Source organism: Spirosoma sp. SC4-14 (genome assembly GCF_037201965.1).
Lineage (GTDB): Bacteria > Bacteroidota > Bacteroidia > Cytophagales > Spirosomataceae > Spirosoma.
This window is the reverse complement of sequence record NZ_CP147518.1, coordinates 341,441-360,846: the sequence shown is the minus strand read 5'-3', so window position 1 is coordinate 360,846 and position 19,406 is coordinate 341,441. Positions and strand designations below refer to the sequence as shown.

The 19,406-nt window shown below is 45.5% G+C and carries 20 protein-coding genes; all 20 read right to left on the bottom strand.

Annotated features, from left to right (window positions below; all coding sequences use genetic code 11):
- Nucleotides 1-4 precede the first annotated feature (4 nt).
- The 20 genes from WBJ53_RS01490 to WBJ53_RS01395 all read right to left on the bottom strand — a co-directional run bounded on the left by WBJ53_RS01490 (nucleotide 5) and on the right by WBJ53_RS01395 (nucleotide 19,399).
- Nucleotides 5-823: an NAD(P)H-binding protein gene (locus WBJ53_RS01490; RefSeq protein ID WP_338874276.1), complete on the bottom strand. Its 819-nt coding sequence runs from the start codon at nucleotides 821-823 to the stop codon at nucleotides 5-7.
- Between the two features lie 103 nt (nucleotides 824-926).
- Nucleotides 927-1,922 carry an outer membrane beta-barrel protein gene (locus tag WBJ53_RS01485; RefSeq protein WP_338874275.1) on the bottom strand — a complete coding sequence of 332 codons (996 nt, stop codon included), beginning with the start codon at nucleotides 1,920-1,922 and terminating at the stop codon, nucleotides 927-929.
- Between the two features lies 1 nt (nucleotide 1,923).
- Nucleotides 1,924-2,832: a hypothetical protein gene (locus tag WBJ53_RS01480; protein WP_338874274.1), complete on the bottom strand. Its 909-nt coding sequence runs from the start codon at nucleotides 2,830-2,832 to the stop codon at nucleotides 1,924-1,926.
- Complete coding sequence (locus tag WBJ53_RS01475; RefSeq protein WP_338874273.1) at nucleotides 2,798-3,412, bottom strand: sigma-70 family RNA polymerase sigma factor; 615 nt, start codon at nucleotides 3,410-3,412, stop codon at nucleotides 2,798-2,800. Before WBJ53_RS01475 ends, WBJ53_RS01480 begins: the two co-directional genes overlap by 35 nt.
- Nucleotides 3,413-3,531: 119 nt before the next feature.
- Nucleotides 3,532-3,909, bottom strand: a complete 378-nt coding sequence (locus WBJ53_RS01470; protein WP_338874272.1) for a DUF983 domain-containing protein — start codon at nucleotides 3,907-3,909, stop codon at nucleotides 3,532-3,534.
- Nucleotides 3,860-4,135, bottom strand: a complete 276-nt coding sequence (locus tag WBJ53_RS01465) for a hypothetical protein (RefSeq protein WP_338874271.1) — start codon at nucleotides 4,133-4,135, stop codon at nucleotides 3,860-3,862. Before WBJ53_RS01465 ends, WBJ53_RS01470 begins: the two co-directional genes overlap by 50 nt.
- Nucleotides 4,136-4,148: 13 nt before the next feature.
- On the bottom strand, nucleotides 4,149-4,691 hold the full coding sequence (locus tag WBJ53_RS01460; RefSeq protein ID WP_338874270.1) for a DUF420 domain-containing protein: 543 nt from the start codon (nucleotides 4,689-4,691) through the stop codon (nucleotides 4,149-4,151).
- Between the two features lie 12 nt (nucleotides 4,692-4,703).
- On the bottom strand, nucleotides 4,704-5,414 hold the full coding sequence (locus tag WBJ53_RS01455) for an SCO family protein (protein WP_338874269.1): 711 nt from the start codon (nucleotides 5,412-5,414) through the stop codon (nucleotides 4,704-4,706).
- 3 nt (nucleotides 5,415-5,417) lie between these two features.
- Nucleotides 5,418-5,741: a cytochrome C oxidase subunit IV family protein gene (locus WBJ53_RS01450; protein ID WP_338874268.1), complete on the bottom strand. Its 324-nt coding sequence runs from the start codon at nucleotides 5,739-5,741 to the stop codon at nucleotides 5,418-5,420.
- Nucleotides 5,742-5,758: 17 nt separating this feature from the next.
- A complete protein-coding gene (locus tag WBJ53_RS01445; protein WP_338874267.1) occupies nucleotides 5,759-6,556 on the bottom strand; it encodes a cytochrome c oxidase subunit 3 in 798 nt (265 codons plus the stop codon).
- 15 nt (nucleotides 6,557-6,571) lie between these two features.
- Nucleotides 6,572-7,162 (bottom strand): cytochrome c oxidase subunit 3, encoded by a 591-nt coding sequence (locus tag WBJ53_RS01440; RefSeq protein ID WP_338874266.1) that lies wholly within the window; start codon nucleotides 7,160-7,162, stop codon nucleotides 6,572-6,574.
- Nucleotides 7,163-7,167: 5 nt separating this feature from the next.
- Nucleotides 7,168-8,046: a heme o synthase gene (gene cyoE / locus WBJ53_RS01435; protein ID WP_338874265.1), complete on the bottom strand. Its 879-nt coding sequence runs from the start codon at nucleotides 8,044-8,046 to the stop codon at nucleotides 7,168-7,170.
- A 1-nt stretch (nucleotide 8,047) separates the two neighbouring features.
- Complete coding sequence (locus WBJ53_RS01430; RefSeq protein ID WP_338874264.1) at nucleotides 8,048-9,067, bottom strand: COX15/CtaA family protein; 1,020 nt, start codon at nucleotides 9,065-9,067, stop codon at nucleotides 8,048-8,050.
- Nucleotides 9,042-10,925, bottom strand: a complete 1,884-nt coding sequence (locus WBJ53_RS01425) for a cbb3-type cytochrome c oxidase subunit I (RefSeq protein ID WP_338874263.1) — start codon at nucleotides 10,923-10,925, stop codon at nucleotides 9,042-9,044. Before WBJ53_RS01425 ends, WBJ53_RS01430 begins: the two co-directional genes overlap by 26 nt.
- 28 nt (nucleotides 10,926-10,953) lie before the next feature.
- A complete protein-coding gene (locus tag WBJ53_RS01420) occupies nucleotides 10,954-12,075 on the bottom strand; it encodes a cytochrome c oxidase subunit II (RefSeq protein ID WP_338874262.1) in 1,122 nt (373 codons plus the stop codon).
- Between the two features lie 19 nt (nucleotides 12,076-12,094).
- On the bottom strand, nucleotides 12,095-13,405 hold the full coding sequence (locus WBJ53_RS01415; protein WP_338874261.1) for a quinol:cytochrome C oxidoreductase: 1,311 nt from the start codon (nucleotides 13,403-13,405) through the stop codon (nucleotides 12,095-12,097).
- 97 nt (nucleotides 13,406-13,502) lie between these two features.
- Nucleotides 13,503-14,114: a cytochrome c gene (locus tag WBJ53_RS01410; RefSeq protein ID WP_338874260.1), complete on the bottom strand. Its 612-nt coding sequence runs from the start codon at nucleotides 14,112-14,114 to the stop codon at nucleotides 13,503-13,505.
- A gap of 14 nt (nucleotides 14,115-14,128) precedes the next feature.
- The gene (locus tag WBJ53_RS01405; RefSeq protein ID WP_338874259.1) at nucleotides 14,129-14,662 is read right to left on the bottom strand and encodes a DUF3341 domain-containing protein; all 534 of its coding nucleotides are present in this window, start codon (nucleotides 14,660-14,662) and stop codon (nucleotides 14,129-14,131) included.
- Nucleotides 14,663-14,755: 93 nt separating this feature from the next.
- Complete coding sequence (nrfD, locus tag WBJ53_RS01400) at nucleotides 14,756-16,186, bottom strand: NrfD/PsrC family molybdoenzyme membrane anchor subunit (protein WP_338874258.1); 1,431 nt, start codon at nucleotides 16,184-16,186, stop codon at nucleotides 14,756-14,758.
- 102 nt (nucleotides 16,187-16,288) lie between these two features.
- Nucleotides 16,289-19,399 carry a TAT-variant-translocated molybdopterin oxidoreductase gene (locus WBJ53_RS01395; RefSeq protein WP_338874257.1) on the bottom strand — a complete coding sequence of 1,037 codons (3,111 nt, stop codon included), beginning with the start codon at nucleotides 19,397-19,399 and terminating at the stop codon, nucleotides 16,289-16,291.
- Nucleotides 19,400-19,406: the final 7 nt, after the last annotated feature.

The window sequence follows — 19,406 nt, the reverse complement described above, 5'->3', positions numbered from 1 at the left end:
AGTTTTATACGGTGTAATAGAACTGAAGTGGATTGGGGTATAGAAACTGGTAATGGGCTAGCTCGATTAACTTATCGGAACTGATAATCTTATAATTGACCGGCTTGTCTGGCTCAACGAATGTAGGCATGGCATAGCCGAAATCAGCACAGCTTTTTCGGTAAATAGCTTCCCGGCTTGGGTGTTCCGGCGCTACAGCGTTAAAAACCCCGCTTATCTTTTCCCTAACAACCCTTTGCAGGATGCCAACGGCGTCGTCGCGATGCAGGTAATTAACCGGCACGGCTCCACTATCGACCGTTTTCCCGGCTACATATTTACCCGGAATCCGATCGTAGCCCATTAAGCCCCCGCACCGAACTATGGTTACCGATTGCGAGAGTTCCCGAACAAGCTCCTCCGCCTTTGTCATAGCAGGGGAAGCCGACTGTTCGGGAGCGAAAACATCGTCTTCGACCAGAACACGGTTTAGTTCGGGATAAACGGATGTTGAGCTTACGTAAATAACATGACTAATCGGCGATTGCCTGACAGCATTGGCTACTGCCCGAATTTGCCGCGGATGAAAATCATTGCCCAGGCGAGCCGCTTTAGGAGGAATATCAATTATAAGCGTGTTGGCTTCTAGAAGGGCATCCAAATCGCCAATTGGTTCAGGATTTAACTGCAATTGATAAGCCACTATTGCTTTCTTTTGCAACAAGTCTATTTTTTCGACTGATGTTGTGCTGCCAATTACCCGGTAGCCATTTTGCACGAGCTGTTCGGCTAAAGGCAAACCAACCCATCCGCAACCAATGATTGCAATCGTTTCTTTACTCATCTACAACGCTGATCTTGCCCAAAGATAATGGTCATTTATGATTGGATTGGCTTTTAGGCTTTTCCAATCACAAATGACCATTGACCAACATTCGAAATCGCGACTAAAATATAATCCCAAAACTTAATGTCCGCACGTCGGGGCCTTTGCCTGTCTGGAAAACGGGATTCAAATCGTATTTTACAAATAGACTCGTCCGAACAATACCAATGTGTCCTACTAAACCATACCGAAAATCATTCAGGTAGTAGCTGGCATGATCGTGTACTTTATCGTTATTGGGGCGTTTAATTTTCGTGTAGCTATCGAGTCGGTAGCCAATGAAACCGCCCACCCCTAAATGAAATACCTTACGGCCTGCGGCATTGTAAAAACTCACCCGCGGCACAACCGGAACTTGTAGCGCAAATGTGGTTAGTTTGCTTTTTTTCAACTGCTCAGGATATTGTTCAAACTCCAGTTGGGTTGCGCCTTTTCGGGCAACCACATTGTTATCGAACATATAATTATTCCAGGAGCCCTCAATGGCATAATACAGACTAAGCCGTGCCCGCTTTCCTTTGATAAGGGTTGGCCGTTGCGAAAATGCGACGGCAAAATAACGCGATCCGAGCGGTTTCAGGGAATAAATATCAGTTGGATAGGCCGGTAGTGTCGATTGATTTATAAACGTATTCAAACCAATCTGAAAATCGACACTGCGCGACCACGAATTAATGCCTCTCCGAACGCTCGATTTTTCATAATCGCGCCGATGCCGTATTGAATCCGTGCGGGCACTATCACTATTAATTACAATTGTTATCCCGTCTTTTTTTTTCGTAACAACCAGTACGGTATCTTTTAAGTAGCGGTCTCCCCCCTCGGATACGGCCGTTTTACCATTAGGAACCGAATCCAGCTTCATGCTCATTTCTCGTACAATCTTGTTCAGATCGTAGTTGAGCAGTGCCTGAATCCCTGCTTTATCCGGCGCGTAGATAACCATTCGCGTGCGATTAGCGAAGCGGATTACCAATGAGTCGGCCGGGGAGTCAGTTGCTGCCTGAGCCCCCGAAACAGAAGCCAGCAACAGGATCGAAGCCATTATTTTCAGCATGTTAGTCTTGTTTAGCTGCTTTATCTTTATCCAGAGTATGCTTTAACCCACTATAAGCGCGCCCGAGCAGGCTCCGCTCATTCTCTGTATTCTCTCCTCGGGCAAAAACTTCTCCCTGTTTAAAGCGTTTTACCTGTTGCCAGAGATTACCAGCTTTTGTTTCTTTTTCGTGCTTTTCATTAGCAGCTACAAGCGGTTTATCTTCGACTGTCGTTTTGGCAATCTGACGTGCTTCGGCTAATGCTTCGGGTTCAGCAATGGTCACTTCCAGCACACGCTCGGCCGCCGGAGCCGGTTTATTCACCGCAATAACGGGTTGCTCAATTGGCACTATTGACGCTGGTGCAATTGGTGCTGCTTCGGGTGTTTTTGTTTTCTGAGCAAGCGTTGGCAAATCGGATTTATCGACGGCGTTTTCCAATGTCCGATTGCGGCTCGATTTTAGTTGTTTCTTTACTGAATCAAATCGATTTTGAGGAGACTCTTTCGGAACGTCTGCTACCTGCCGCTCTTTGATTACTTCATCGGCCACATCCAATTCAGGCTGGTTCAATTCGGCCTCATTGGGTATTTGCTGGTCGTTTTTTTCGTTTATCGAATGCGGTATGCTCTTTTGCGAGCCACTATGCCCCGAACGGGTAATGGCAACTTCATTGCCACCAATTCGGCTGCTATTGCCCGATGACCAGTACTGCCATCCAAACAGAAATACTACAGCAATACAGGCGGCTGCAGCCACATAACCATATAGGATAGGATTGCGCCAGAAAATAGCTTTTGCTTCTGGTTTCTTTTGCCCCATACGCGCCTGTAATCGCTCAAAACCATCGGGGCTTGGCGACAATGACATATTGCCCAGCTTTCGGGCGAAAAGGTCATCGATTGGCGGTGTTTCGGTAGGTTTTTTCATAGGTTTCGGTCTGGAGACGGCGTCCCGGCTCCTGTTCCAATTTTTTCAAACTCGTTTGTAAGAGAATGCGGGCCCGGCTCAACTGCGATTTCGATGTTCCTTCCGAAATACCCAGCATTTGCGCAATTTCGGCATGAGCATAGCCTTCTATGGCATAGAGGTTAAAGATTGTTCGATAGCCGTCGGGCAATTGATTTACAATCCGTAGTAAATCGTTTTCATTTACGGCCGTATCGGCCCACTCGTAATCAGGTTCGACAGTTGTTTCGTCAATAGATATTTCCTGTCGCCACTGCTTCGTTTTTCGCAAAAACATTAGTGATTCGGTCACCATGATTCGGCGAATCCAGCCTTCAAAACTACCATCTTCCCGAAATTGATCGATTTTTTCGAAAACACGCATAAACCCGTCCAGCATAACTTCTTCGGCATCGGCCCGATTAGCACAATAGCGTGTGCATACTGCCAGCATTTTGCCAGCAAACCGTTCATACACGACTTTGTGAGCCCGGCTTTCGCCACGCTTCAATGCAGCTATCAACTGCGATTCGGTCGTAAAAAACGGTATAAGTCGAAGCATGTTTGTTTAGGTTCACAGGCAAGATGCAGATCGATGGGCTGTGGGTTGCATCTGGCTGAAATTTTTTTCTTTTTTTTTACTCTGCTTCCCAAAACAGTTCCCAACAAAAAAGGGACTTACTAAAGTCCCTTAATATACTTGATTCCAGCAACATAATGGAGCCATATTACTCTGGATATTCGAAAATTCACCGGAGCAATCAGTACCATTAGTGGCGCAATTACGCTTGCATACACCCAACCTTCAGGATCTCCGGCCAAATAAAAGAGAATGAAGCCCGTAATTAACGCTACCCCACCTGAGATGGCATAGCTTACATACATTGCCCCAATGAAATAACCCGGTTCAACTTCGTAGCGTAGCCCACAGTGGGGGCAATGCTCATACATATCGTCGAAACCTCTAATCGAATAAAAGGGCTTTTTAAATACTTTCCCCTGCCTGCACCTAGGACAAAGCCCGTTTAATGCGGCTTGTAATTTCGAGACGTTTTTCATATTCCCGTCGGCTGTTTCGATACCACAAGTAGCCGATCGATGCAATAATCAGGTACGGTATCATTAAAAGATATAAAATGCCGATGTTCAGTTGCGACGCAACAACGCTTCGACCATTACTAACAGTGCTTTCGACAGTGCCACGGCACATGGCACACTGAGCCATCAAATCTGGTGCTACAGTAATTAATAGCAACACCAATACGCCTACTTTCCAGTTTTTCATGGCCTTACCTGAGTTAATGAATATAATAGGGCTTTATCATCAAATAAACGATAACGCCGGTAATACTAACGTATAACCAAATAGGAAATGCATATTTAACCGTCTGCTTATGCTTCAGGATTTGACCACTGATGGCAAAATAAACAGCGCGCAACACAAACCAGACCACAACTACCGACAATACGATATGGGAGATTAACAGAACATAATAGACCGGTCGAATCCAGCCCTGACCACCATACGGGGTCGATTCGTTGGTAAGGTGATAAAGCACATAACTCACCAGAAATAGCGAACCCAGCGCAAAGGCTGTCAGCATAATTCGTTTATGAGCTTCAATATTTTTTTGCCTGATGAAGTAAAAGCCCATCAGCAACAGAACCGATGTAATGGAGTTGATAATGCCATTAATGTGCGGTAAATAAGTAGTCCAGTTGCCCAGATCAACTTTTTGACGAATCCCTAACAATATTGCTACTGCTATGGGGATAGCTAATGATAGAATGTTAATAACTCGATTGGCTTTTTGCTCCTGAACTGGCTGCAATGTTTCCATAAGAGAGGAGAATTATTCTTTGCCGTAAATATCCAGTAAAACGCGGATTTCAAGTACCAGACGGTCAACGTCTTCTTTGTCGGTTCCGTCATAGAAGCCCCTGACAATGCCCTGTTTATCTACCAATACCAACTTTTGGCTGTGGATAAAAGTTTCGTCTGGCTTGCCATCCTGAACATTCTTGTCGATAGCCGGAAGGTAATAGCCATGTAAGGCCAAATCGTAGATTTCGGCTTTGTTTCCGGTAAGAAAATACCATTTACCCGGAATCGCTTCATACTTTCGGGCATATTCTCTAAGTTGCTCAGGTCTGTCATGCTCTGGGTCGATGGTATACGACAGAAAGACAATATTCGGATTGTCCCGAAAAATATCCTGAACACGGGTCAGTTGCGACGATAGTTTAGGGCAAATTGTTCCGCATCGTGTAAAAAAGAAATCAGCAACATAGATCTTATTTTTTACTATCGACTGATCAACCGTTTTCCCATTCTGATCGAGCAGTTGAAAGGGCGGAATATGGTTAAAAACCGTGTCCACGACTTCCTCGCCATCAGCCAGTTTTACCTTACTCATCAGCGGCTCGCCGGTTGTTGAGTCGATTTTGGGTAAGTAACGTGGCAGTACGTAATGGTTCTCGGTACCAAACCGCAGAAATAGATACAGCAAAGCCGGGACCAGCAGCGTAGCAAGCAGGATCCCGGCTTTTTGAGTGGCCGTCATAACTTATCGCAATTCAAAAATCGAACCGCCTTCGGTCAATAGTGCAACCAGTAACCAGATGATGAAAATTACGGGAACAACAATTGCCCAGATCAGGCTTTTTACTTCATGCTTCAGGTGCATAAACTCGCCCACGATATAGAACGCTTTCACCAGCGTCATGATAACGAAGATCGATGTTCTAAGCCCACCAGCCTTCATAAAATAAGCCAGCGTAAATTCAATCATTGTAATACCTAGCAGAATCCAGAACGTTCTCCAGATAACTCCAGTATTAGCTGGTGGAATTTCGCCCACCTCATGAGTTCCGTGTGTGTAATCAGACATTGTAGAAGGGTGGTATATCAGACCAGATAAAAGAATGTAAAGACGAATACCCAAACAAGGTCAACGAAGTGCCAGTATAAACCCACTTTCTCAACCATTTCGTAGTGGCCACGGCGGTCGTACAGGCCTGTTGCTGCCCGATAGAAAATCAGGATATTCAGAACAACGCCACTAAATACGTGTGTGCCATGGAAACCTGTAATAAAGAAGAACAGGTCAGCAAAAGCTGGAGGTCCATATTGGTTTTCGACCAGATTAGCCCCAAAGATCGTTCGCTGAATTGTCTGGCCATTTACGATCTCACTAATGGTTGTACCGGTTTCGGTTCCGTGGATAAAGTGCGACCATTCCCATGCCTGACTGCCCAGAAAGGTTAGTCCCCCCAGAATTGTCCATAGCATGTATTTCTCCACATCAGCGCGGTCCATCCGGTGGCCAGCTTCTACGGCAAGCACCATTGTAACACTACTAAAGATGAGGATAAACGTCATAATCCCTACAAACACCAGCGGAGCATGAATACCATGCAGGAATGGAACTGATGCGTAGACCATTTCGGGGGTTGGCCAGTATAAGTTCGAGAACTTGAATACTTCGCCATAAATTGCCGGGTCCCAGGCTGGATAGCTATACCGAATCAGACCGTACGTTACCAGCAAGGCTGAAAACGTGAACGTATCAGAAATCAGGAAGAACCACATCATCAGCTTGCCGTAGCTCACCTTCATTGGCTCAACACCACCCATCCAGGTTTTTTTGTCGAACACCTGGTCAGAGTCGGTCGTTAGGGTATCAGTCGTCACAGTAGCCGCCATGCGTCTAAAAGATTATCAATGAAAATAGACTAAAAAGAAAAACAAATACAACCACAAAACATCTAAAAAATGCCAATAGGTAGCTGCGATTTCAATCTGATTCAAGCTCTTTGCATGAATCCGTAGCCTGAAAACGGCAACTAACGAAAAGACCAGCACAATCAGCCCCGAAATAAGGTGGAAGGCGTGTAGTCCTGTGAATATATACATAAATGAGCCAGCAGGATTGCCAACAAAAAAGACTTTTTGATTGACTAACTCTACCCATCCCTGGAATTGCATGTATAAAAACACCATTCCGAGTGCAAAAGTAATAGTTATCGCTGTCTTCAGGTTGCCAAAGTTATCTTTTTTTGCAGCTATATATGCCCAATGCATAGTCAGGCTACTAATTACTAATACGACTGAGCTGTAGGAAAAAATAGCAGGAATCGTATACTCCAGCCAGTTTCCTTCAGCCCGACGAACCAGATAAGCGCTGGTCATAGCGGCAAAGAGCATAATAATACTCACAATGAACAACCAAAGAATAAACTTCCTTGGATTCATTGAAAGAGTTTCTTCCGGTTCTTCTACGATCGTAATGTTGTTTACTAAATCACTCATGATCCTTAAACTTTGTCTAATAGATAAACAATCTGCACAATAGGCAGGTACAGCAGTGAGCCGAACATCATCTGTAAGGCGGCTTTGTCTGTACAGGTCCTCATCAAGTGAAACGTTTGCGCTAAAAACAAGATTCCGCCAATCATAGCAACCAGCGCAGAATTAATGCCTGTCATTCCCAGCATATACGGTAACCAGCCAACTGGCACTAGAAACAACGTATAAATCATTATTCTGAAAGCTGTATCGGCATTTTTGCCACTACCCGGCATCATCTGAATACCTGCTTTCTTATACTCATCAAATGCCAGCCAGCCAATAGCCCAAAAGTGAGGAAACTGCCAGAAAAATTGAATTGCAAATAAGATTCCGGGGGCCCAGCCAAAATGATTGGTGGCAGCCACCCAGCCAATCATTGGCGGAAAGGCACCTGGCAAAGCGCCAATAAATACAGCAATCTGCCCTTTCCGTTTTAGGGGAGTGTATACAAATCCATACAACAATAATGACAATACGGCCAATGCTGCCGCCCGAATATTAAATACTTCGGCAAATAGGTAACAGGCAATGCAGAATAAAATAAAGGCAAATACAGCAGCTTCGTTGACCGATAGTCGACCGGTTGGTAACGGCCGAACCGCCGTCCGTTTCATGACTTTGTCAGAATCTTTTTCGATAATCTGATTGATAATATTAGCCGCACCTGTAATGGCTATTGAAGCAATTATCAAAACGGCTAATTTCCACCAATCTATTTCATCAGCAGCAAGACAATAGCCAAACACACCAGAAAAAACAACCGCAAGCGTAAGTTTTAACTTGATTAATTCAACGTATGCTTTTGCTTTTGCATTGACAGCGCTGAGAGCAATTGTTTTTTCCATGCTATACCTTTAGTAAATTCGGCTGTTCGGTGTATTGTTTTGCCGGTATAAGTCCAGGTGTTAAGGCCAGCCAAGCCAAAAACTGCAACCCAACAATTATTATTGCCAATAAGAGGTGGATAGGCTGTGCAACTGCCGGAACTTCCAGATAAGCCATAACAACACCCGTTAGTATTTCCGCTATGACCAACACAAGCAACCAATTGGCCACATTATGCAACCACTGATTTTGACGGATATGGCGTAGGCGATAAATTATGGCGATATGAAGAGCCAGTACTACCAATGAAAATGACCGGTGAACATAAAAATGCCAGTCAAGACTACTTATCCAATTTGCGCGTTGCGTATATCCTACCTCTTTGATGACTTCATCGAGCGTTTCTCTTACCACAGTACCCATCAATACCTGGCCTGTAGTCAATACCATTGTTACCAGTAAAAACCAACTAAAAGGCTGGGTTGACTTAATGGGTTGAGAAAATTTCTCTTTAGGCGGATTGGAACGTATAAAAACAAATAATAACGCCAAGACTACGAGTACTGCTAATAACAGATGCAGCGTAATCATATACTGCGCCAGTTCAGTGGCTACTACACGTGAGCCTAACCAACCATTAAGGCCTATCAGAATAAAAGCAGCCAGGCTTCCCCAAAAAACTACTTTATCTTTTTTCAGATACGATAAAGAAGCGATTAACGTAGCAAAAACGAAAAACCCCGATAAAACGCCAAGCAGTCGATTGACATACTCTATCCAGGTTTTTACGGCATTAAACTCTATTTCGCCTTTCAGCTTAGCCCCATAAATCTGCTGGTAATTGGGGGGTAATTGAGATAGTTCCGTTGGAGGAATCCAGCGGCCAAAGCACTTTGGCCAATCGGGACAGCCCATTCCGGAGCCAGTTCCTCTAACAACACCCCCGGCCAATACGACCAGATAGACAATAACTATTGTTAGAAGAGCCAGGCTCCGAAACCGTTGTCCACTTTTATCAGTGAGGTTGTGCGAATTGGTCATTCAGGTTCTGTGCCTCAATTTCCTTCTCCATAGCAATCAGCTCATTCTCATGCGGAAGGTTTGATTCTGGAGTTTGTGAATATGGCACGTTTTGAGGGATGAAATCATCCTTTGCACCTGGTTTGCTATAATCGTATGGCCAGCGATAAACGGCTGGAATCTCGCCCGGCCAGTTACCATGGCCAGGATTGATTGGCGCAGTCCATTCAAGCGTATTTGATTTCCAGGGGTTTTGAGGAGCCTTCTTACCTTTAAACAGACTATACACAAAGTTAAAGATGAAGATCCACTGCGCCGAGAAAGTGAAGATCGCTGCAATACTGATGAAGCTATTCATATCAGCGAAAATATTTTTCGTAAAATCATAGCTCGTAAATGCATAATAACGGCGTGGGAAACCCGCAATACCGATATAGTGCATTGGGAAGAATACGAGGTAGATGCCAATGAAGGTCAACCAGAAATGAAGATAGCCAAGCTTCTCGTTCATCATACGGCCAAACATTTTTGGGAACCAGTGGTATACACCGGCCAACAAACCAAAGGCCGAAGCAGCACCCATTACAAGGTGGAAGTGAGCAACTACAAAATAGGTGTCATGCAGTTGAATATCCAATGCCGAATTACCGAGAATGATACCAGTCAGACCACCTGAGATAAAGAACGAAACCAGCCCAATCGAGAACAGCATGGCTGGCGTAAAACGAATATTGCCACGCCATAATGTTGTTATGTAGTTAAACGCTTTAACTGCCGATGGAACAGCAATAATCAACGTCAGGAACATGAAAACCGATCCCAGGAATGGATTCATACCCGTTACGAACATATGGTGTGCCCATACGATGAAAGCCAGAAAGGCAATTCCCATCATAGAAGCAATCATGGCACGATAACCGAAAATTGGCTTACGCGAGTTCGTAGCGATAATCTCGGAGGTCATACCCAGAGCAGGCAATAATACAATGTATACTTCAGGGTGCCCCAGGAACCAGAACAAGTGCTGGAACAAAATTGGACTACCCCCTACGTTTGGTAGCGCTTCGCCTTTAATGTAGATTTCCGACAGATAGAAGCTTGTTCCAAAGCTACGGTCGAAGATGAGCAATAAAGCTGCTGAAAGAAGTACGGGGAAAGAGATCAGACCCAGAACCGCCGTCAGGAAAAAAGCCCAGATCGTTAGTGGTAATTTACTGAACGACATGCCCCGTGTCCGCAGGTTGATAACGGTAGTGATGTAGTTAATACCACCCAGCAACTGCGACACAATGAATAGAGCCATACTAACAAGCCAGAGCGTCATACCTAACTCCGAGCCTTTGTGTGCCTGTGGCAATGCACTAAGAGGAGGATATACGACCCAGCCACCGGCAGCCGGTCCCGTTTCGATGAACAGCGAAAAGAGCATGATGGCACTGGCCAAAAAGAAGAACCAGTACGACAACATGTTTAGGAATCCCGATGCCATGTCGCGAGCACCGACCTGCAAGGGAATCAGGAAGTTCGAGAAGGTTCCACTCAACCCCGCCGTTAGCACGAAGAATACCATAATGGTACCGTGCATAGTAACCAGAGCCAGGTAAAAATCCTGATCAAGTTTACCAGCATCGTTGATCCAGCCGCCAAGAATAGGCCGCAGAAATTCCAGTTTCATATTAGGAAAACCTAACTGAAGGCGGAACATTACGGATAGGCTGATTCCAATAATAGACCAAATGATACCTGAAATCAGATATTGTTTAGCAATCGTTTTATGGTCTTCCGAAAAAATGTACTTGCGCCAAAAACTTTGCGGCTCATGATGGTCATGTTCTGCCACATGAGCCACAATTGCCGAATTAGCCGATACAGTCGCCATAGTATTTGGTTTCTTGTGAGTTTAGAGATTAACGGATCGTAGCACTGGCTACCGATATACCACCACCTTGATTCGTTGACGCGGTAGAACTGTCCGATGGAGCAGCAGCGGCATCAGCAGGCAAGTATTTTGCTGCTTTTGCTTTCAAATTCGCAGGAATACGCGTTGCCAGCTCTGGCGTTGATGTCAGCAGCGGTTTTTGCTCTTTGCACCAGGCCTGCCAGGTGGTTTCATCTTCTACGATCAACCGAATACGCATTGAGAAGTGGCCTTGACCACAAACTTCGGTACAGGCAATTTCATAACCAAAATCAGGATTGCCGGTTATATTCCGCATTTCATCCGTAGTTTTATCAGCTACGAACCAGAAACGAGTTGGCATACCTGGCACAGCATCCATTTTCACACGGAGGTGAGGAATAAATACACTGTGCAAGACATCACGCGCCCGGATTTTTAGGAGAACAGGCTTTCCTGCCGGAATATGCAGCTCCGATGTGGAAACGAAATCATCGAACGAAGCTTCGTCGGTATAGTCAATGCCGGTTTCGTTATTGTTGTCGATCAGCTTATAATTATAAGCACCCAGCTTGTTGTTATCAACACCCGGATAGCGAACAATCCAGTTAAACTGCTTTCCAACAATTTCAAATACCTGAGCATCGGCCGGAGCTTCTGCCATGATATCACGCCATGCACGCCAGCCGGTAAAGACCAGCACAGCCATAACAACTGCCGGAATAACCGTCCAGATCAGTTCTAGCTTATGGTTCTCTGGATAATATGCCGCTTTACGTCCTTCCTTATGCTGGTACATCCAGGAAAAAATGAACAAAAGGGCATTGGTAACAACAAACGCAACGGTAATAATTCCCATCGACAACCAGAACAGGAAGTCAGTACGACGACCGTGTGGAGAGGATGCTTCCGGTAAGAAAAACTGTTTGGCATATAGAAACGACCAAACAAACCCAATAACACCAAGAACAAAAAATACGATGAACAGAGCACCATTGATTCGGTTGCTCATGCCTATGCGCCCTTCTTCGACGGGGCCTGTCGCATTCTTTATGACGTTAGCCATCCTGGATACAACCAACACAGCCAATCCAAGGAAGATTACCGATAATAAAGCGATTATATAAACCATGTTGTAAGCGGATTATTGATTAAATGTCATGGTGTATTGCTTCCTCCAGCATTGGATGATTCTTTGGAATCAGGTTAGCTTTTGTTAGCTGAGAAGATAGCGACCATATAAAGCCACAGGCAAAAATCAGAATCATACCGAATTCCATCGGCCCAAATCCTCCATGTTCGCCCACAGTTCCAGGCATAATATTCGTATAAAAGTCGAAGTAATGGCCAATAATAATTCCCCAGGCAGCCAGTTTCAGGAAAATATACGTCCGGTTAGCATCTCTTGTCATCAGAACAAGGAATGGAAAAACAAAGTTTAGGAAGATATTTACAAAAAATGGAGCCTTATAAATACCACCATAACCGCTAAAACGCTCACGGTAATAAATCGCTTCTTCGGGTAAGTTAGCGTAGTAGATCAGCATAAACTGGGCAAACCAGACGTAAGTCCAGAAAATACTGAAAGCAAACATAAACTTACCTAAATCATGCAGGTGACTCTCATTAACGATTTTCAGATAACCACGTTCTTTCAGGGTTACTACCGTTAACGTAATAATGGCCAGACCCGTAACGTGCCAGCTTGCTAGTGTATACCAACCGAACATGGTGCTGAACCAGTGAGTATCAATTGACATCACAAAATCCCATGCCGAAGTCGACGAGGTTACACCAAAAACGACCAGGAATGCAGTTCCCCACTTAATGCTATTATTGTAGTATTCAGTACCCCCATAGAGATCTTCCTGTAGAGAATTATTTCTAAGCACACGCCACAGGAAATACCATAAGGCAAAATAGGCAATTACACGACCCAGATAAAACGGTGTATTCAAGAATCCATGTTTACCGTTGATAATCGGATCAAATTCAGGACTGCTCTTGTCATAGAGAGCTGGATTAGTCCAGTGAAATAAATCATGCCCAGCAATGAAGAAGACGCCTAAAATTGCAACTGCCATATAGGGCAGGTAAGCGGGCATTGCTTCGGGGATACGTTTGAAAGCCGACGACCAGCCAGCCTGAGCCAGGTAATTATACGACATGAAAAACATGCCAATTACTGATGCTCCAGTAAAATACACTGCATTCAGCCAAACATTGGCCCATAGGCGGTTAGTCCACTTATAAGCATGATGACCGGCCTCATGGCCTTCATGAGCACCAGCCGCATGGGCTGCTCCATGTGCTTCATGCGATCCGGCACCTGAAGACAGTAAGTACGCGCCGATTGCTACCAACGCGACCCCGAGTCCGAAGCCGATAATCAGTCGACGCTTGGATTCCGCAGTAAATTCAAATTCTTCGTCTAACGACGGTATTGCGTGAGCCGATGCCATTCTTAATAGTTATCAGTTTCCGGTTTTCAGTTTCCAGTAGCAGGGTTTCAATACAATTCAGTACTAAAAACCGAAACCTGAAAACTGATCACTCAATTTATCCTTGTTGTAATTTATGTACGTATTGCACAATCTTCCAGCGATCATCTGGTGTGACCTGAGAACCGTGTGGCCACATCCGGCCTTTTCCATGTGTGATCACGTGAAAAATATGGCCATCGTTCATGGTCTTATAGGCATCAGTCGAATAGTTCGGAACACCTTTATACTGTTGCCCAACAGGGCCATCGCCTTTACCAGTTGCACCATGACAGTGTGAGCAGTAGCGCGTATAAAGAAGCTTTCCTTCGTCCAGTGATTTTTCCGTTTCCGGAATTGGATTCGTTAGAGTTCGTTCCGCAATTCCGATGCTGTCTGCCGGGATGTTATACATCATCAGGTCGGTCTTTGCCGTTTCTCCACTACCAAATGTGGTCCGATAATTAGGGCGAGAAACCGTTCCCTGAGCAGGCAGCCGCATATTGAGGCCACTTTCTTTTACGTTGATAGGGTTTGGACGAATCTGGCGATAAGGCTCGTATCCAACCGCATCATACATATTAGGAGCAAATTCGAGACCGGGATTATCATGGCCACGCTTACAGGATGTTCCTGCAAACAGCAGTCCAACGATAGCTAGTGCAGTTGCGCTTGTATGTTTAGTTATCATTCTCATCCTGACCTTTAGAACTGCTTAATATTTACTTCGGCAGCTCCCGATTTTCTCAGGATCTGCTCTATATCACCTTCGCCGATATTGTTTTTGCTCAGGTCAATTGCCATAGCAAATTTATTATCGGTAGTTCTCAGGTCATACATTAAGGGTTTTACTGTTGGGCCCAGGCCATTCGATACCAAAAAGGTAGCTACCATGCCTAAAGCACAGAAAAGTACCGTCAATTCGAAAATGATAGGTACATAAATAATTGGCGAATAGGAATCTTTACCACCAACAATCATTGGCCAATCGAAACTTTCGGTATAAGCCGTTAGTAAGAGTGCAGTAGTAGTCCCTGATAAGCCGAATAAAAAGGCGGCAATACCAAGCTTGGTACGTGGATGCCCCAGTGCAACGTCTAATCCGTGAATAGGAAACGGCGAATACACTTCATGAATACGTACACCAGCTTTTTTAACATCTTTAACGGCGTTCAGTACGACATCATCATCATCGTAGATGCCTACTAAGAATTTACCGTTACCATTTACGTCTGACATGTTCAGTGATTAGTGTTTGAGGTTTGTAGTTCGCAGTCTGTCATTTCTTATTTCAGACTGCGAACGCCCGGTTCTCCGGCTCGAACTAAGTTTTTACTCTACGTCTTTATTAAACGTTGGATTGGCAACACGTTCGCCTTTAGCAACACCCGATACAGAAACGGGCAATTTCTCAGACGACGACTTAATGACTGTTTTCACTTCGGCCATATTCACAACCGGCAGGAACTTAGAGAACAGCAGGAATAATGTGAAAAACAAACCAAATGAGAAAATATAGTCGCTAATATCGAACAGTGTTGGATGGAACATGGCCCAGCTCGATGGCAGATAATCACGGTGCAACGAAGTCACAATGATTACGAAACGCTCAAACCACATACCAATGTTTACTACCACTGACAAAGTAAAGGTCCAGACAATGCTTCTCCGGATTGTACGCGACCAGAAAAGCTGAGGAGAAATTACGTTACAGGTCATCATTGCCCAGTAGGCCCACCAGTAAGGACCGGTAGCCCGGTTAATGAAGGCATATGCTTCGAACTCAACGCCCGAGTACCAGGCAATAAAGAACTCCGTTAGATAAGCAATACCAACAATTGAACCGGTCAGCGTAATAACCTTGTTCATCGACTCGATGTGCTCAAGCGTAATATAATCTTCCAGCTTAAACACCACCCGGATAATCAGCATCAGGTTCTGCACCATCGCAAACCCAGAGAAGATAGCACCGGCAACGAAGTATGGAGGGAAAATAGTGGTATGCCACCCCGGAATTACCGACGTAGCAAAGTCCATACTTACGATGGTATGTACTGATAATACCAGAGGAGTTGAAAGTCCAGCCAGAATTAAGCTCATATATTCATAACGAGCCCAGGTTTTAGCCGATCCGTTCCAGCCCAGAGAAAAAGCACCGTAGATGTAACGAGATACTTTGCTGCGTGCCCGGTCGCGAATGGTAGCCAAATCAGGCAATAGCCCCATGTACCAGAATACCAGCGATACAGTAAAGTATGTGCTGATGGCAAATACGTCCCATACTAGTGGCGACTTAAAGTTTACCCACAAAGAGCCAAATGTATTTGGCAATGGCAAGGCCCAGTAGGCCAACCAGGGGCGCCCCATGTGCATCAAAATGAACGAAGCCGCACAGATAACGGCAAAAATCGTCATTGCCTCTGCAGCACGGTTCACAGCAGTCCGCCATTTCTGACGGAACAGCAGCAGAATGGCCGAAATCAGGGTTCCGGCGTGACCGATACCAACCCACCATACGAAGTTGGTGATATCCCAGGCCCAGCCAACAGTTTTATTTAAGCCCCATACACCAAGGCCCTCCCACCAGGTCCAGAATACGCAGGCGGTTCCGTAGAGTAGTACAATCACCGAGATGGTAAAGGCAATCGTCCACTCGCGTGTGGGCCGTCCCTCAACCTGTCTGCTGATATCCTCCGTCACGTCGGCGTAGGTCTTACCACCAGTGACCAGGGGAGTTCTTACGGCTGATGTTACATGCGACATATACTTACTTTTTTAATTTTCGATTTACGATGTACAATTTACGGTTTGTAGGATCACGATGTGTAAAAATCGTAATTCGTACACCGTAAATCATAAGTTATTTTATGCCTTTGTTTCCTGACGACCTTCTTGTTTAGGTTCTTCGTCCTTATTCCGAATCTTGGTCAGATACGAAATTTGTGGTCTGACGTTAATCTCTTCGAGTACGTGGAAAGCACGACCTTGCAATTCGACTTCCAGTGTTTTCGAGATCGTACTTTCCGGATTGTTCATATCTCCGAAAATAATCGCATCTGTTGGGCAAGCCTGAGCACATGCCGTCTGAATTTCGTCGGGATATGGCCGACGGCGTTCTTTCTTGGCAGTCAGTTTACCTTCCTGAATGCGTTGTACGCAGAACGAACATTTTTCGATTACCCCACGCGAACGAACCGTTACGTCTGGATTAATGACCATTTTGCCCAGGTCGTTATTAAAGTTGTAATCGAAGTTATCGTTATCGAAGTATTTAAACCAGTTAAAGCGACGTACTTTATAAGGACAGTTGTTTGCGCAGTAACGTGTACCCACACACCGGTTATAGGTCATCTGGTTCAGCCCTTCGGTACTGTGTGTTGTGGCAAGAACCGGGCAAACCGTTTCGCAGGGAGCATTGCTGCAATGTTGACAAAGCATTGGCTGGAACGTTACCTCGGGGTTAGCCGATGCTACTTCCAGTTCTTTCAGGTTTTCTGGCTCGGCGTCGCTACTGTAGTACCGATCAATCCGAATCCAGTGCATTTCGCGACGGTTGATAACTTCCTGACGGCCTACTACGGCGATGTTGTTTTCAGCCTGGCAGCCAATTACGCAGGCTCCGCAACCAATACAGGAGTTCAGGTCGATAACCATTCCCCACGAGTGGTTTGGCTTACCATAACCATTCCAGAGCGAAATATCCGTCGGCGTTTTAGGACCTTTTGAAGTCACAACTTCCGGCTCGTAACGACCGGCTTTCGGATTCTTCTGGTAGTCGGCCAAGCGAGCTTCCTGCAAAACAGCCTGACGACCCATTACAGTATCGTGAGTTTGAGTCTGTGCAATCTCACGTGAACCGCCAGCCTTTTCGATCTGAATGTTAAACACGCTGTAGGTCACAGCTCCATTTACAATTACGGCAAAAGGAAATACATTTTTCCCTACACCATCGGCAGCTTTACCAGCTTTTTCGCGGCCATAGCCAACAGCAATTGAAACCGTTTTATCGGCCTGACCTGGTTGGATCATAACTGGCACTTCGACCGACTTGGCATTTACGGTAACCTTTACCAGATCATTCTGAGAAAGGCCTAGCTCACTCGCGGTTTTCTGAGAAATAGCAGCGTAGTTGTCCCAGCAAGCTTTCGTAACGGGGTCAGGCATTTCCTGAAGCCAGGGGTTATTGGCCATTGAACCAGAGCCCATCCCAACTTTTTCGTATAATGCTAATTCGATTCCCGAAGAAGGCTTATAAACCTGAGCGATACTCGTTGCAGCCTGAGCCAGGTTGCCGGCAAATGAAGCACTTCCAGCGACAGCAGCCCCTTTGTTTGGTTCAAATACACCATCGTGCAGGCATTTTACCCAGAACGTTTCAAACGATCCGGCACCCGAAGCTTGCGGGTAACGGTTTGCACGCCAGAAATTTTTCAGATAAACCTGGAAGTCAGATGGTTTGCCAGCCCAGGTTAAGAGGCTAGACTGAAACTGACGAGTCTTATAAATATTGGTGATTGCTGGCTGCGTGAGACTGTAGTATCCCTGCTTTGGCTCAGCATCGCTCCAGCACTCGAGGAAGTGTGGAGCAGGTGTAATATATTTTACTAGTGAAGCTGTTTCATCGGCCCGATCGGCAAATGAAACCGATAAACTAATTTTTGGCAGCGCTTCGGCCAGTTCTGCACCACGCGGATGATCATAAACTGGGTTAGCACCAAAAAACAACACAGCACCAACCCGACCAGCTTTTGCGTCGTTGATAAACGCATTCATCTGTTGATCGTTACCCTGTCGGTAATTAACAGGAGAGTTGATGTCGATAGTAGTTCCGTAGCTACCAAGCAGATTGTTCAGTGCATTTACGACAACCTGTACATTAGGATCGTTTGAACCCGACACAACCAGTGCTTTGCCACGTGAGCTGGCCAGATCATTGGCCGCTTTGTCCAGATAAGGAACATCAACCGATGCCGTGCTTATGGCCGTTCCGCCTAACTTGGCAGCAACCTTATTATAGAGAGCTGCAACGACCAGACCTTCCTGCGAGGGTTTGATAGCTGAACGGTAATCGGCATTGGCACCCGTCATCGACAAGCCCGTTTCGAACTGGTAGTGACGAGACATGGTCTTTTTGCCAGCACCTACTGCACCTATCTTACGACCTTGTGCATACGGACGGGCAAATTCGAGCGGAGAAATCCAGGTACCCAGAAAATCAGCACCAACGCTAACAATTGTTTGCGCTTTGCTGAAGTCGTAGGATGGAATAACTGCTTTACCAAACGACGACTGGTTGGCCTGTACGATACCATATGCTGAATTGGTATCATACATAACATGGGTAGCTGTTGGGTATTTGGCAATAAAATCAGCCACAACAGCTTTTGTAGCAGGGCTTAAAATCGTGGAGGTTACGATCCGAATAGCCCCGCCCCGCGATGCCACTGCACTCAGTTGGTTGATGATTTCACGATCGGCGGTTGCCCAGTCGATATCTGCTTCACCCCGTTTAGGGCCTTTCAATTTATCGTTATCATAAAGCGACAAAACCGACGCCTGAACGCGAGCGGTTGTACCACCTTTCGATACACTAGACAATGGATTGCCTTCAATTTTAATCGGACGTCCTTCGCGGGTTTCAACAAGAATTGCGGCATAATCGCCACCATCTGTATATGTTGATGCGTAGTAGTCTGAAATAGAAGGGAATGTGAAATCCGGTTTATTAATATACGGAATGGCTTTGTGAACTGGTGTTTCGCAGGCAGCCAGTGTTACAGCTGCCATACCAAAGCCCATTACTTTCAGGAAATCACGGCGTTGGGTGTTCGAGCCACCGAGCAGACCATCAAGGTCATTCGACGAGCCGTTTAGGTCAGGATCCGCAAACTCGCTGTTCGCATTCTTTACGAACGCTGGATCGTTGCGTAACTCTTCAACCCCTTTCCAATACCGTTTGGTCGTATTTTCTTCCATGCGTGTT

Coding starts and splice junctions, on each gene's coding strand:
- WBJ53_RS01425 (WP_338874263.1), bottom strand. CDS start 10,925: ATGGCGACTGTATCGGCTAATTCGGCAATTGTGGCTCATGTGGCAGAA.
- WBJ53_RS01480 (WP_338874274.1), bottom strand. CDS start 2,832: ATGAAAAAACCTACCGAAACACCGCCAATCGATGACCTTTTCGCCCGA.
- WBJ53_RS01470 (WP_338874272.1), bottom strand. CDS start 3,909: ATGAAAAACGTCTCGAAATTACAAGCCGCATTAAACGGGCTTTGTCCT.
- WBJ53_RS01445 (WP_338874267.1), bottom strand. CDS start 6,556: ATGGCGGCTACTGTGACGACTGATACCCTAACGACCGACTCTGACCAG.
- WBJ53_RS01450 (WP_338874268.1), bottom strand. CDS start 5,741: ATGTCTGATTACACACACGGAACTCATGAGGTGGGCGAAATTCCACCA.
- WBJ53_RS01440 (WP_338874266.1), bottom strand. CDS start 7,162: ATGAGTGATTTAGTAAACAACATTACGATCGTAGAAGAACCGGAAGAA.
- WBJ53_RS01405 (WP_338874259.1), bottom strand. CDS start 14,662: ATGTCAGACGTAAATGGTAACGGTAAATTCTTAGTAGGCATCTACGAT.
- WBJ53_RS01485 (WP_338874275.1), bottom strand. CDS start 1,922: ATGCTGAAAATAATGGCTTCGATCCTGTTGCTGGCTTCTGTTTCGGGG.
- nrfD (WP_338874258.1), bottom strand. CDS start 16,186: ATGTCGCATGTAACATCAGCCGTAAGAACTCCCCTGGTCACTGGTGGT.
- WBJ53_RS01410 (WP_338874260.1), bottom strand. CDS start 14,114: ATGATAACTAAACATACAAGCGCAACTGCACTAGCTATCGTTGGACTG.
- WBJ53_RS01420 (WP_338874262.1), bottom strand. CDS start 12,075: ATGGTTTATATAATCGCTTTATTATCGGTAATCTTCCTTGGATTGGCT.
- WBJ53_RS01490 (WP_338874276.1), bottom strand. CDS start 823: ATGAGTAAAGAAACGATTGCAATCATTGGTTGCGGATGGGTTGGTTTG.
- WBJ53_RS01475 (WP_338874273.1), bottom strand. CDS start 3,412: ATGCTTCGACTTATACCGTTTTTTACGACCGAATCGCAGTTGATAGCT.
- WBJ53_RS01395 (WP_338874257.1), bottom strand. CDS start 19,399: ATGGAAGAAAATACGACCAAACGGTATTGGAAAGGGGTTGAAGAGTTA.
- WBJ53_RS01415 (WP_338874261.1), bottom strand. CDS start 13,405: ATGGCATCGGCTCACGCAATACCGTCGTTAGACGAAGAATTTGAATTT.
- WBJ53_RS01455 (WP_338874269.1), bottom strand. CDS start 5,414: ATGACGGCCACTCAAAAAGCCGGGATCCTGCTTGCTACGCTGCTGGTC.
- WBJ53_RS01430 (WP_338874264.1), bottom strand. CDS start 9,067: ATGACCAATTCGCACAACCTCACTGATAAAAGTGGACAACGGTTTCGG.
- cyoE (WP_338874265.1), bottom strand. CDS start 8,046: ATGGAAAAAACAATTGCTCTCAGCGCTGTCAATGCAAAAGCAAAAGCA.
- WBJ53_RS01460 (WP_338874270.1), bottom strand. CDS start 4,691: ATGGAAACATTGCAGCCAGTTCAGGAGCAAAAAGCCAATCGAGTTATT.
- WBJ53_RS01465 (WP_338874271.1), bottom strand. CDS start 4,135: ATGAAAAACTGGAAAGTAGGCGTATTGGTGTTGCTATTAATTACTGTA.